This is a genomic window from Pseudomonas sp. 10S5, from assembly GCF_035019745.1.
Classification (GTDB): Bacteria; Pseudomonadota; Gammaproteobacteria; order Pseudomonadales; family Pseudomonadaceae; genus Aquipseudomonas.
The window spans coordinates 131,790-144,570 of sequence record NZ_JASJVL010000012.1 but is presented as its reverse complement, the minus strand read 5'-3'; the positions used below and the strand labels follow the sequence as shown (position 1 = coordinate 144,570).

The 12,781-nt window shown below is 55.7% G+C and carries 11 protein-coding genes; 8 read left to right on the top strand and 3 right to left on the bottom strand.

Features of this window, described 5'->3' with window-relative positions; translation table 11 throughout:
* The first annotated feature begins 29 nt into the window (after nt 1-29).
* Nucleotides 30-2,204, top strand: a complete 2,175-nt coding sequence (locus QN378_RS15075) for a malate synthase G (RefSeq protein ID WP_323549791.1) — start codon at nt 30-32, stop codon at nt 2,202-2,204.
* Nucleotides 2,205-2,271: 67 nt separating this feature from the next.
* Here QN378_RS15075 and QN378_RS15070 read toward each other — a convergent pair whose 3' ends face one another.
* Nucleotides 2,272-3,288 (bottom strand): LacI family DNA-binding transcriptional regulator, encoded by a 1,017-nt coding sequence (locus QN378_RS15070; protein ID WP_322204438.1) that lies wholly within the window; start codon nt 3,286-3,288, stop codon nt 2,272-2,274.
* A gap of 271 nt (nt 3,289-3,559) precedes the next feature.
* On the opposite strand from QN378_RS15070, the gene QN378_RS15065 reads away from it, so the two are divergent.
* Together QN378_RS15065 and QN378_RS15060 are read left to right on the top strand one after the other, a co-directional pair.
* Nucleotides 3,560-4,051, top strand: a complete 492-nt coding sequence (locus QN378_RS15065; RefSeq protein ID WP_322206891.1) for a gluconokinase — start codon at nt 3,560-3,562, stop codon at nt 4,049-4,051.
* Between the two features lie 37 nt (nt 4,052-4,088).
* On the top strand, nt 4,089-5,441 hold the full coding sequence (locus tag QN378_RS15060; protein ID WP_322204440.1) for a GntP family permease: 1,353 nt from the start codon (nt 4,089-4,091) through the stop codon (nt 5,439-5,441).
* Nucleotides 5,442-5,489: 48 nt separating this feature from the next.
* Here the strand turns inward: QN378_RS15060 and ligD are convergent, their stop codons facing one another.
* Nucleotides 5,490-8,084, bottom strand: a complete 2,595-nt coding sequence (gene ligD, locus QN378_RS15055) for a DNA ligase D (RefSeq protein WP_322204442.1) — start codon at nt 8,082-8,084, stop codon at nt 5,490-5,492.
* A 339-nt stretch (nt 8,085-8,423) separates the two neighbouring features.
* On the opposite strand from ligD, the gene csrA reads away from it, so the two are divergent.
* From csrA to QN378_RS15035, 4 genes are all read left to right on the top strand, one after another.
* On the top strand, nt 8,424-8,612 hold the full coding sequence (gene csrA, locus QN378_RS15050; RefSeq protein WP_297843550.1) for a carbon storage regulator CsrA: 189 nt from the start codon (nt 8,424-8,426) through the stop codon (nt 8,610-8,612).
* Between the two features lie 264 nt (nt 8,613-8,876).
* Nucleotides 8,877-9,566, top strand: coding sequence for a hypothetical protein (locus QN378_RS15045; protein ID WP_322204444.1), 690 nt, complete (start codon nt 8,877-8,879; stop codon nt 9,564-9,566).
* Nucleotides 9,566-9,985 (top strand): phage holin family protein, encoded by a 420-nt coding sequence (locus QN378_RS15040; protein ID WP_323549794.1) that lies wholly within the window; start codon nt 9,566-9,568, stop codon nt 9,983-9,985. Before QN378_RS15045 ends, QN378_RS15040 begins: the two co-directional genes overlap by 1 nt.
* On the top strand, nt 9,982-10,974 hold the full coding sequence (locus tag QN378_RS15035) for a DUF3618 domain-containing protein (RefSeq protein ID WP_322204447.1): 993 nt from the start codon (nt 9,982-9,984) through the stop codon (nt 10,972-10,974). The genes QN378_RS15040 and QN378_RS15035 overlap by 4 nt, the downstream gene beginning before the upstream one ends.
* A 109-nt stretch (nt 10,975-11,083) precedes the next feature.
* Here QN378_RS15035 and QN378_RS15030 read toward each other — a convergent pair whose 3' ends face one another.
* Complete coding sequence (locus QN378_RS15030) at nt 11,084-12,004, bottom strand: LysR family transcriptional regulator (RefSeq protein WP_322204448.1); 921 nt, start codon at nt 12,002-12,004, stop codon at nt 11,084-11,086.
* 132 nt (nt 12,005-12,136) lie between these two features.
* On the opposite strand from QN378_RS15030, the gene QN378_RS15025 reads away from it, so the two are divergent.
* The gene (locus QN378_RS15025) at nt 12,137-12,751 is read left to right on the top strand and encodes a glutathione S-transferase (protein WP_322204450.1); all 615 of its coding nucleotides are present in this window, start codon (nt 12,137-12,139) and stop codon (nt 12,749-12,751) included.
* Nucleotides 12,752-12,781: the final 30 nt, after the last annotated feature.

The window sequence follows — 12,781 nt, the reverse complement described above, 5'->3', positions numbered from 1 at the left end:
TGCTTACGAATTGAATAAGAGAGCCCGACATGACTGATTTTGTGAACTGCCAACGCCTGAAAGTGGCGGCCAACCTGCAACGTTTTGTCGATGACGAAGTGCTGCCGGGTACAGGCCTGGACCGTGAAGCCTTCTGGACCGGTTTCGATGCGCTGGTGCACGAACTGGCGCCGCTGAACCGTGCGCTGCTGGCCGAGCGCGATCGCTTGCAGACCGAGCTGGACACTTGGCACCGGGCTCACCCTGGTCCAATCAGCGACATGTCGGCGTACCGAGCCTTCCTGACTTCAATTGGCTATTTGCAACCGCAGCCAGCTCGAGTGGAGGCTAGCACCGCTAACGTTGACATCGAAATCAGCAGCCAGGCTGGCCCGCAGTTGGTCGTACCGGCGGTCAACGCCCGTTACGCGCTGAACGCGGCCAACGCCCGTTGGGGCTCGTTGTATGACGCGTTGTACGGCACCGACGCCATCGCCGAAACCGACGGCGCGGAAAAAGGCAGCGGTTACAACCCCGTACGAGGAGCCAAAGTCGTGGCCTTCGCTCGAGCTTTTCTGGACGAGGCCGCTCCGCTGGCCAAGGGCTCCCACGTAGGCGCCCAGCGCTACGCGGTTGATGCCGGAACACTCATGGTCACGTTGGCCGATGGTAGTCAGACCGCACTCAAGCAAGCTGAAAAATACATCGGCTATCAAGGTGAGGCATCTCAACCTGTCGCCATCCTCCTGAAAAACCACGGCCTGCACGTCGAAATTCAATTTGACGCCTCCAGCGCCATTGGCAAGACCGATGCAGCAGGCGTCAAGGATTTACTGCTGGAAGCCGCCGTGTCGACCATCATCGACTGCGAGGATTCGGTCGCAGCCGTCGATGCCGACGACAAGGTCTCGGTGTATCGCAACTGGCTCGGTTTGATGAAGGGCGACCTGACTGAAGACCTGGTCAAAGGTGGCAAAACCATCACTCGCCGCTTGAACGCCGACCGCGAATACATCGCCGCAGACGGTAGCGCACTGAAGCTTCACGGCCGTTCGTTGCTGTTGATCCGTAACGTGGGCCACTTGATGACCAACCCGGCGATTGTCGACGGCGAAGGTCATCAGATTCCCGAAGGTATTCTCGATGGCGTGATCACCAGCCTCATCGCTCTGCATGACCTGGCCCGTCGCGGCAATTCGCGCACTGGCAGTGTCTACATCGTCAAACCAAAAATGCACGGCCCGGCCGAAATCGCATTCGCCGCGCAGATATTCAGCCGTGTCGAAGACCTGCTCAAGCTGCCGCGCAACACCCTGAAAATGGGGATCATGGACGAAGAACGGCGTACCAGCGTCAATCTGAAAGCCTGTATCGCTGAAGCGTCGGCTCGGGTTGCGTTCATCAACACCGGCTTCCTCGACCGTACTGGCGACGAGATGCACAGCTCCATGGAAGCCGGCGCGATGCTGCGTAAAGGCGAGATGAAAAACACTCCATGGATCAAGGCCTACGAGCGCAGCAACGTGCTGGTTGGTCTGGCGTGCGGTTTACGCGGCCGGGCACAGATCGGCAAAGGTATGTGGGCGATGCCGGACCTGATGGCCGATATGCTTGAACAGAAAATCGGCCATCCAAAAGCCGGTGCCAACACCGCGTGGGTACCCTCACCGACCGCCGCGACCTTGCATGCGTTGCACTACCACAAGGTTGACGTCAGGGCGATTCAGGAAGAACTGGAAAAAGTTGATCTGGCCAGCGAGAGCGATCAAATCCTCAACGACCTGCTGACGATTCCGGTATCACCGACCGCCAAATGGACGCCTGAGCAGATTCGTGAAGAGGTCGAAAACAACGCTCAGGGGCTGTTGGGTTATGTCGTGCGCTGGGTGGAACAAGGCGTTGGATGTTCCAAGGTGCCTGATATTCATAACGTCGGGCTGATGGAAGATCGCGCGACGCTACGAATCTCCAGCCAGCATATGGCCAACTGGATGCGCCACGGGGTCATCAGCGAAGCGCAAACCCTGGACACCCTCAAGCGCATGGCAGCAGTGGTTGATCAGCAAAACGCGGGGGATTCGCTGTACAAACCGATGGCGGCGGATTTCGACGGTTCAGTAGCGTTCCAGGCGGCGTGCGCCTTGGTGTTCAAAGGCCGCGAACAACCGAGCGGCTATACCGAACCGTTGCTCCATGAGTTCCGCTTGGCATTTAAACAACAGTAACTGGCCAGGCGGTGTGCCCTGCACACCGCCTTCGCAGGCTTGCCGACCAAAGCTTCAGCACAGACATTTACGTACTTTCCCGCACGACCAATTCAAACCCGAGATCCACTTGCGGTTCCTGGGCGATGCCTTCGATCAATCCCAACAGCAATTGCGCGGCCCGTTGGCCGACGGCCTCCCTTGGGGTGCGAATCGAGGTCAGGCGCGGGACCATGTGCGCCGACCCCGGCAGATCGTTGAAACCGATCAGCGACACTTGCTCTGGAATCTTAATGCCTCGCCTCAGGGCCTCAAGCGATGCGCCTTGGGCCAAGTCGTCGTTGCAGAAAAAAACCGCATCCACGTCCGGGTGTTCTTCAAGCAATTTCGCGAACAATTCACCGCCCAAACCGATGGATGAAGGCAGCGGCGACATCACTTCCAACACCGGGTCGTAAACGCCAGCATCACGCAGCACCCGGCGAAAACCCTCGCCCCGTTGCAACACCCGAGGGTCGAGTTGCACCGCCATGTACGCCAATCGACGGCGACCACGACTCAGCAAATGCCGAGCCGCTTCAGCACCCGCCTGCTCTTGGGAAAACCCCACGCAATAGGCGCCGCGCAAGGGGTCGAGTTCCATCATGTGCACGCAAGGCACACCGCTGGCCGCGAGCAGTTCACGTACAGCCGGGGTGTGATCGAATCCAGTCAGCAACAGCCCACGCGGACGATTCGCCAAATAGCTGCGCAGTAAGTTTTCTTCCTCTGCTGGCGAATAGTGATAGTTACCAATCACCACTTCTAGACCGCGAGTACGCAAAACAGCTTGAATCGCTTCCAGGGTTTCGATGAACAATTGATTGGATAACGACGGCACCAGCACCACCACGGTCTGACTGTGCGCCGACGCCAATGCCCGCGCGGCAGGGTTGGCGACGTAGCCAAGACTCACCGCCGCAGCACGGACTTTCTCCACCAGTTCTGGCGCAACCGTAGCGACACCTCGCAATGCCCGCGACGCGGTGATAGGAGAAACAGTGGCCAGGCGTGCGACCTCATTAAGGGTCGGACGGCCAGTGGAACGGGAACCAATGCGGGTCATGCGCTGCCAATCATTCAGAGGGGTTGCAAAATGTTGCTAATGAGCTCTAAGGTAGCGCTGTCTCGCGCACCCTCGCAATGATTTTCTCGCTACTTATTCGCACCGAAAAAGGGTACGAGCAATGTATGCCGCGTCTGACGATCGATTTGATCTACCCAAAACAATGACAAGAACTGGAAGCAGCCTGGCCAGGCTTTTATTCAAGCCGCCAAAGATAGCGCTGTCTTCAGCTGAGGTGATTATGAATACTGCTATTTCCGCCCTCGTGGTGATGGGTGTTTCCGGCTGCGGCAAAAGTGTAGTCGGGGCTGCCATTGCCTCGCGCAGTGGCGGTCGCCTGATTGAGGGCGACGCCTTTCACCCCGCCGCTAACATTGAAAAGATGAGCGCCGGCATTCCCCTCAATGACGAAGACCGTGCCGGCTGGCTGACCCGTTTAGGCCAAGAGTTGGCGACTGCAGTGCAGAACGGCGAACTCCCGGTGCTGACCTGCTCCGCGCTTAAACACAGTTACCGCGAGACGTTGCGCCATGCAGTGCCAGCACTGGGCTTCGTGTTTCTTGAGTTGACCAGGGAAGTCGCGATTGAACGTTGCGAACACCGTCCTGGACATTTCATGCCTGCGAGCCTGGTCGACAGCCAGTTCGCAACCCTTGAGCCGCCTAACGGCGAACCTCTGACCCTGGCCGTTGACGCTACGCTTCCCATCGAGACGTTGGGCGAACAAGCTGCGGCCTGGTGGAAAGCCTCGCGGCAGTCATAACGCCGCTATAAAAAAAAATACAACTGGAGAGGCACCCATGTTCGGTATGACCCAAGAAACGTACTTGCTCGTCGATGCACTGGTGACCATCATCGGCCTCGTGCTGTTGATCACCCGTTTTAAAGTTCACCCTTTCATCGCACTGACCCTCGCTTCGGGCTTCCTTGGGTTGACCTCGGGCATGCCGGTAGACAAGGTCATGAAGTCCTTCCAGGACGGCTTCGGTGGCGTGCTCGGGTTCGTTGGTATTCTGCTGGCGCTGGGTACTATGCTCGGCAAACTGATGGCCGACTCGGGCGGCGCCGATCAAATTGCGCAAACCCTGGTTCGGGTGTTCGGCAAGAAGCATGTGCATTGGGCGATGATGTTTGCTGCGTTTCTAGTGGGCATCCCGTTATTCTTCGAAATTGGTTTTGTGCTGCTGATTCCGCTGGTGTTCATCGTCGCCCGGCGTACCGGCCTGTCCATCGTTAAAATCGGGATTCCCTTGCTGGCTGGCTTGTCGGCTGTTCACGGTTTGGTACCACCGCACCCAGGCCCGCTGTTGGCCATTGGTGTATACGGCGCCGATATTGGCAAAACCATTTTTTACGGTTTGATCGTGGCATTGCCAACCGCAATGATCGCAGGGCCAATTTATGGCAAATGGATTTCCAAATACGTACCTGGTACGCCCAACCAGGAATTGATGGACCAGCTCGCTCAAGAATCGAAACGTGACAACCTGCCGAGCTTCGGTATCACCGTGGTAACGATCCTGTTGCCGGTATTTTTGATGTTGCTAAAAACGCTGTCCGACATTGCCCTGCCAGACAACAGCGCGATCCGCGTTTGGATGGACTTGATTGGTCATCCGATTACCGCGCTGTTGGCCGCCCTGTTGCTGGCGTTTTACACCTTTGGCGCGGCGCGTGGATTCTCTCGTCAAGAGATTTTAAAACTGCTTGATCAAAGCCTGGCGCCCGTTGCGGCGATTGTGATGATCGTGGGCGCAGGGGGTGGTTTTAAACAAATGTTGGTGGCCAGCGGTATTGGCGACGTGATCGGTCACATGGCCGTCCGTGCTGAAATCTCACCGATACTACTGGCGTGGCTGGTGGCTGCCGTGGTGCGGATTGCCACCGGCTCTGCCACAGTAGCGACTATCACCGGGGCCGGTATCGTTGCGCCCGTAGTCGGCATGATTCCAGGGGTTAACCGTGAATTACTGGTGCTGGCTACCGGCGCCGGCTCGCTGATTCTGTCCCATGTCAACGATGCGGGCTTCTGGCTGGTGAAGCAGTATTTCAATATGACCGTCGCTGAAACCTTTAAAACCTGGACCGCGATGGAAACCATTCTGTCAGTCGTGGGTCTGGTATTCATCTTGCTGCTGTCGCTAGTCGTCTGACGAGGAGATGATCGCGCCTGCGCTCAGGCGGGCGCGATCAGATCAGCGTCACTTCAACCCCAGCCGTTTACGCATGCCAGCGGTAAGGGTTTGGCGAGTGGTGGAATACTCGACCCATGGGTCTTGGTCCTGATCCGCCATGCGCTCAATGGCGTTATGGATGTTCCAACCATTGGCGCCTTTGAGTTCGGCCACTTCATCGCGGTACACCGGCACAGAAATCGGCAACCCCTCGCGGGTGCGTGCCGAGAACGCGCAGACCGTGGTTGCACCTTGGCTATTGCGCAGGTAGTCGATAAAAATTTTCCCGACACGGTTCTTCGGCCCAGACACCGCCGAAAAACGGTCAGGCAGCAACTTAGCCATGTGCTTGACGATGGTTTGGCTGAACACCTTCACTTCTTCCCAACTGGCCTTTGGCGTCAAGGGCACCACAATATGGATGCCTTTGCCGCCGCTGGTTTTCAAAAAAGAGGTCAGGCCCAGTTCGTCAAGAATCGCCAAGGTCAACTGTGTCGCTTCGACCATGTGCTTCCACGGCAACGCGGGGTCCGGGTCCAGGTCCAGGATGAAACGATCCGGGCGCTCCAGATCGTCTGAGGTAGCGTTCCAGGTATGCAGTTCGATGGTGCTCATTTGCACCGCACCGATCAGCGCTTCGGGGTTGTTGATGATCATGACCGGCTGGCCGGAAATTTCCTTGCTCAAGGTAGTAATGCCCGGAATCGCCAGTTTCTCGCCGTTTTTTTGGAAGAACAGCTCGCCGCCGATCCCTTCCGGCGCCCGAACCAACGCCACGGGCCGGTCCTTCAAGTGCGGCAGTATCCAATGCGATGCGCGCGCGTAGTATTGCGCCAGCTGCATTTTGGTCGAACCGCTGCTGGCATCGATCACCCGCTCAGGGTGGGTGATTCTGATTTTACTGGCATCAGCGACGGGAGCTTTCGTTGTGGACTTTTTTTTCGCGGGGACTTTCGGTTTCACCGGCATCTGCACCTCGGTGACTGGTTTAGGTTTTTCTTCGGTGATTTCCAAAGCTGGCTTGTCGTTACGCAGACCATGAAACACAGAGTGTCGGACTGAGCCGTCCTGGGTGATTTGCGCATACGCCACTTCCGCCAACAGCTCGGGCCGCAACCAATGCACGCCTTTTACTTCAAACCCGGTGGGCGGATTGACCACGGCGGGCTTTTTAATCTCCAGCGGCGTGAGCTGCTTGTGAATGCTGCGCAAGGTCACTTCGTTGAATCCGGTCCCGACCTTGCCCGCATAGCGCAATTGGCCACTGTCGGCATCGTGCAGGCCCAACAGCAAGGCTCCGAACGAATGGCGGCTGCCTTTGGGCTCGCTGTAGCCCACCACTACAAACTCTTGGCGATGCTTACACTTGAGCTTGATCCAGTCGCTGCTGCGTCGCGACACATAGGGGCTACCGACTCGTTTGCCAATCAGCCCCTCCATTTTCATCTGACAGACACTCTCGAGCATGCTGTCGGCCGACTCCGTAAAGTCTTCGGAAAACCGCAATACGTTGTCGGGGCTACGTTCCAGAACCGTCGACAACGCTGAACGCCGCTGTTCAACCGGCACTTCGCGCAAGTCCATGCCGTTCAAGTACGGCAGGTCGAACAGGTAAAAAACGATGACGTCACTGCGCTCACTTTCGAAGGCATTTTGCAGCGCCTGGAAATCCGGCATGCCCTCCTCGTTAGCCACCACCACTTCACCATCGAGCCAAGCGGACTCCAACCCTAGCTTGGCCAACGCTTGGGCCTGCCGGGGCATTTTTGCGGTCCAGTCATGGCCATTGCGGGTAAACAGACGAACTTCGCCGTTGTCGATCCGAGCCATGATCCGGTAGCCGTCGAATTTTATTTCGTAACGCCAATCACCTTCGGGGGCGGTATCGACCAGCGTCGCGAGCTCGGGTTTGATTGACTCTGGAAGAGGCAGCGGTTGGGCACCGCTTAAATCCGTAACTGTTTGTTGAGGTTTGGCGCGTGATGCTTTTTTCTTTGGGCTGGCCACCGGTTTTGGCTCGGCCGCTGGCTTGCCGCGCTTTTTCCCAATCAGGGTACGGTCGCTGATCACGCTGTCTGGCTGATCGACAACAATGTCGTACTCGGACGCCGGACGCGCCTGCGAATCGTTGGACTTGATCAAAAACCATTGCTCTTGCTTACCCTTGAGATGGGTACGCACCAGATTCCAGCTGCCGTTGAGTTTCTCCCCTTTCAGCTCAAACTTGAGCCTGCCTTTGGCATAGGCTTCAGCTGGATCGCCTTGGGGTAGCCAAATGCCTCGATCCCAAACGATAACGTCCCCGGCCCCGTAGTGACCTTCAGGAATTTGGCCTTCAAAAGATGCGTAGTCGAGGGGGTGGTCCTCAACATGCACAGCCAAGCGCCGAACGCTTGGATCCAGGCTAGGGCCCTTCGGCACTGCCCAACTTTTCAAGGTGCCGTCCAGCTCCAGGCGAAAGTCATAATGTAGACGGGTGGCGGCGTGCTTTTGAATACAAAACTGTAGCGCTTGAGCTATTTTTTTTCGTGCGCCAGAAAGCTTTCCACGAGGCACGCCGGACGGTTCCGGGGTCGCTTCGAAATCACGCTTACGCTGGTAATCGTCAAGGGAAGAGTTCATGAGATAGTCCGATTCCGCAGTGGAAAGCTCAGAACTAAAGATCAGAAATTGGCGGAATTAGTTCAGAGCATTAGCGCGCACCCTGCACTACACCTGACAGTTATCTGACAATTGCCTTGATAGGCGAACGTCGAGGTTCAAAAAATAGTCCGACCTGCGTAAGCTTCTTTAAGCATCGAAACCACAACTTGATGGCAGGTAAAGCGTTCAAAGGAATTAAATATGCCCTTATGACGTCTTATTGATGGACTCATTTGGACGTACTCGGCAACAATCACCCCGCACGGCGCACGCCACCTCTTGGTAGAGGCGCTTCAAGAGGCCATCAAGGAAAAGATTATGTTGATACTCACCCGAAAAGTAGGCGAAAGCATAAACATTGGTGACGAGATCACCGTTACGATTCTTGGCGTTCAGGGCCTTCAGGTCCGGCTCGGCATTAACGCACCCAAAAATGTTTCTGTGCATCGCGAAGAGATTTACAAACGTATCCAGGCCGAGATCGCTCCACAGCAAGATCCACAATGAATTCGTAATCGTTCACACACCCTCTGAGCCATCTGACTCTGTGTCAGATGGACAAATCCGGCGTCTTGGTGACGCCGTTTTTTTGTCTGCCTCCACCTCCCCACATTCGCCAGTGTTTTGCCAATCGATACCATTTGTCTGCCGCCTCGAACTCCGTCGGAAATCCCTCAGTCCATCTTCTGTAAGCCAGAAGACGAGCAGCCCGAAGTGTTTGAGCTGAACGTTCTCCTTTACTTTTAAAGGCATAAACGACGGTGAATGATGATGGCCACAACCTACGAGAACTCATCCAGCGGTAGCGACCAAGGCGGCAAGCCAGCCGCTACGGAGCATTTGCAACACTTGCAAGACGATGCCAAAGCTGCCCTTCAGGGCGCTAAGGAACACGGTGCAGCTCAGTTCGAACAGTACCGGGATACCGCGGCGGACCAGATCGATCATTTGGCGCAAACCGCCAAATCGGCAGCGGAGCAGTTTGAAGAAAACGACACCTTGGGCTTGTCCCACTACGTCACTGATATTGCTCAAGGCATGACCAGCCTTGCCGACAACCTTCGCGGAAAAAGCGCTGATGAACTGTTACGCCAGGCCGGCCAACTTGCGCGGGAAAATCCAGCCTTGTTCCTCACCGGTAGCATCGCCGTCGGATTTGGCTTGTCGCGCTTTTTGAAAGCATCAAGCTCGGACCCCTCATCGGGTACAGATGCCTCTAAATCACCGTCAAAAGCGCCTGATGCTCATGGCGGGTCCGGCTATAAATCCGAGTCCGACTCGTCTGCCAGCAGCAAGCAAGGTTTTCCGACCCCGCCGCCTCGCACCGATGACGTTTACCACAGCGCACGACCGGGGGTGCCCGATAGCTTTTCAACGTCACCGCTGAATGAAAAAGCTTTTGGTCCCGGCCATTTATCTGACGATTTGCCCAGAGACGGGCTGTCCAAAGGAGAAGTGTGATGCCCACAAGTCAACAGTTCCCACCGTCCGGCGCACCTGAAAACGAGTCGTCAATCATCAGCCTGATTCGTCAATTGGCCCACGAAGTGCCGGCGTTGGTTACCAAAGAGTTGGCCTTGGCCAAAGCAGAAATCAACGAATCGATCAACACCACCAAGACCGGCATTGCTGCCGTTGCAGGCGGCGCCATGGTGCTGTTTGCCGGGTTGATCATTTTGCTGATGTCGGCGGTTTATGCGCTGGCAATGATAATGGCCCCCTGGCTAGCCGCACTGATTGTTGGCTTGGTGGTCATGGTCATCGGCGTGGTTATGCTGCAATCGGGCAAAAAAACCTTTGACGCCACCCACTTCACGCCCGAGCGCACAGTGAACTCCTTGCAAAAGGATAAGGAAGCCATTCAGAGGAAAGTCTCATGAGTACTGACAGCAGTTTTGAAGACAATCGCTATGACAACACCGGTTACCAGACCAGCCCTCCAGGCGCCAGCAGCCTTGACGTCGAGTCGCACAAGAGCCCGGAATCATTGGAGCGTGAAATAGACGCGCAGCGCTCTAGCATCGGCAGCCTGGTTGACGCGCTAGAAAGCAAGCTTTCCCCCGGTCAATTAATCGATCAAGTGATGTCCTTTACTCGCGGCAATGGCGGTGAGTTTTTTAGCAATTTGGGTAATACCATCAAGGCTAATCCGGTACCTACGTTGCTGACCTCGGTTGGCGTGGTGTGGTTGTTGATGGGTTCGAACAAAAGCCCCAGTTACTCTAACGCGTCATCAGGCCCGTCGATGTTTGACGCATTGGGCAACCGCATCAGCAACATGGCTGATAAGGTTTCCGATACGTTGGGCAATGTCAAAGCGAAGGTGCAGGATAAGGCTCACGACCTCCAGGATGGCGCAAGCCGTCTCAAGGATAAGGCCAGCCACTTGACTGATAGCGTGACAGATAAAATGTCGTCGGCCGGGCATCAGGTGAATATGGGCTCCCATGACGCGACTCACGCATTGCACCAGCAATCTGAAAATATAAAGTCGGGCTTCAATTACCTGCTAAACGAGCAACCCTTGGCATTAGCTGCCATCGGTATCGCGCTGGGCGCGTTAGCAGGTGCCGCACTGCCTATCACGGACAAGGAAAATCAGATGATGGGGCACGCCAGCGATTCGCTGACGGACAAGGCAAAACAGATGGCCAGTGAGGGCTACGACAAGGCCGCCGAAATCGGTAAGGACATGGCCAACGAGGTGAAAAAGCCCGTGGAGGATAACGATAAGGATGCATCGTCAAATGGCGCATCGTCTGACCATCAGGCCTTTAGCAGTCAGCAGCCACCCAACAATCAGTCGACTGACACCCCGCAGTCGAACAACTCTCACAGCAACCCGGGTTCTACTCATGGGTTGGGATAGTCCATGCGCGGTGCCTGAGCGTAATGGATAAAAGCGTTTAAGTTGTAGATGAAAGGCCCTGGAGGGGAACGGGGCCTTGCATTCGGGGCGAACCACCTCAATCACTGGGCTACGAACGCTCGACTCCTGCAAACTCATTCAAACGTTCGCCTAGTTTTTCCTTGGACCACGTAATAAATGCCCGGGAGCGAATCGATACCCGCCTTGACGGCAAGTACACCAATGAGACCGGCAGCGGCTCTGGCTGATAATCGATAAGCACTCGTTCCAGCTTTCCTTCATCAATCAGTTGCTGAACCTGATAAGACAGGAAGAAACCTACGCCCACTCCCGACAGACACGCCGAAATGGCTGCATCGCCATTATTAGTAGTCATCCTGATATTGTTCATTTTCACCGTCACCGGTTTGCCGTGATCCTGCAACGTGAGCTGAGCGCCTGACACCAATCCACCCAAGCGAATGAACGGCGCATTGGCAAGGTCCGCCGGGCTTTTGATGGTTCTCAGTATCGCCAGCAACGTGGGGCTCGCACACAGATAACGGCGCACTTGGCCAACTCGCACGACGACCAGATCAGGTGCCGAGACATGACCGATGCGCACCGCGATGTCGATTCCCTCCTCGAGTAAATCCGTTACCCGATCAATCAGATTCAAAGTCACAGTGACATTGGGGAAGCGGGTCATAAACCCGTTTAACACCGGCGCCACATGCAGGCGTCCGAACAATACCGGCGCCGTGATGTTTAACGCACCACTGGGCTCGCTCTCTCTATCGCGAAACACATCTTCGATGTGTCCGATCTCGCGAATCACGGTGCGACACACCTCGGCGTATAACCGCCCCTCTTCAGTGATACGTACTTGCCGAGTAGTACGCTCAAAAAGTCGCACTCCCAAATGCTGCTCGATAGACGCCAAGACCCTGACGACCGTGGGCAGAGAGACATCAAGTTTTTCCGCCGCAGCCGTGAGGCTACCGTGGTCGACAATTCCAAGCACCACCCGCATTGACTGCATAGTGTCCATGGGCATTCCTTTATTAGTCCGTTATATGGAGTAATGATCTTCCGATTTCAGCATTTATTCAACTTGGCCAGTCCTTTAACATCGATTCAGGCAAAACAAACCCACGCTCCAAACGCTCTGAAGGTGCTCGCTATGAAGCTTTATTTTCACCCGCTCTCAGGTCACTCCCATCGCGCACTACTGTTTCTTTCATTGCTGGGCGTCGACCATTCGTTGACTGAAGTCGATTTACTCACCAGAGCTCAAAAAAGCCCGGAGTTCCTGAACATCAATCCCTTCGGACAAGTCCCTGTGCTGGAAGACGGCGACCAGCTGATCAGTGATTCCAATGCAATCCTGGTGTACTTGGCGAAAAAATTTGGCAGAACCGATTGGCTGCCGGAAACCGCTTTGGAAGCCTCGCGTGTTCAGCGTTGGTTATCAGTGGCTGCGGGGGAAATTAACCGGGGCCCGGCTTCGGCTAGATTGGTCAACGTTTTCGGCGCAAAACTTGACGCAGTGGACACGATCAACCGTTCACATGCCATTTTGAAACAGGTTGAAAAGGCGCTCGAGGGCCTTGACTGGATTGTCCCAGGCCTCCATCCAACCGTGGCTGATATCGCACTTTACAGTTACATCGCCAGAGCACCGGAAGGCGACGTGGATCTGGCGGCCTACCCGCTGATTCTTGGCTGGTTGACCCGGGTTGAAAATCTGCCTGGCTTCGTGCCATTCCAAAAAACCTCTGTGGGGCTGACCGCCTAGGCATGTCAGTTGGTAAACCCACTTAATTAG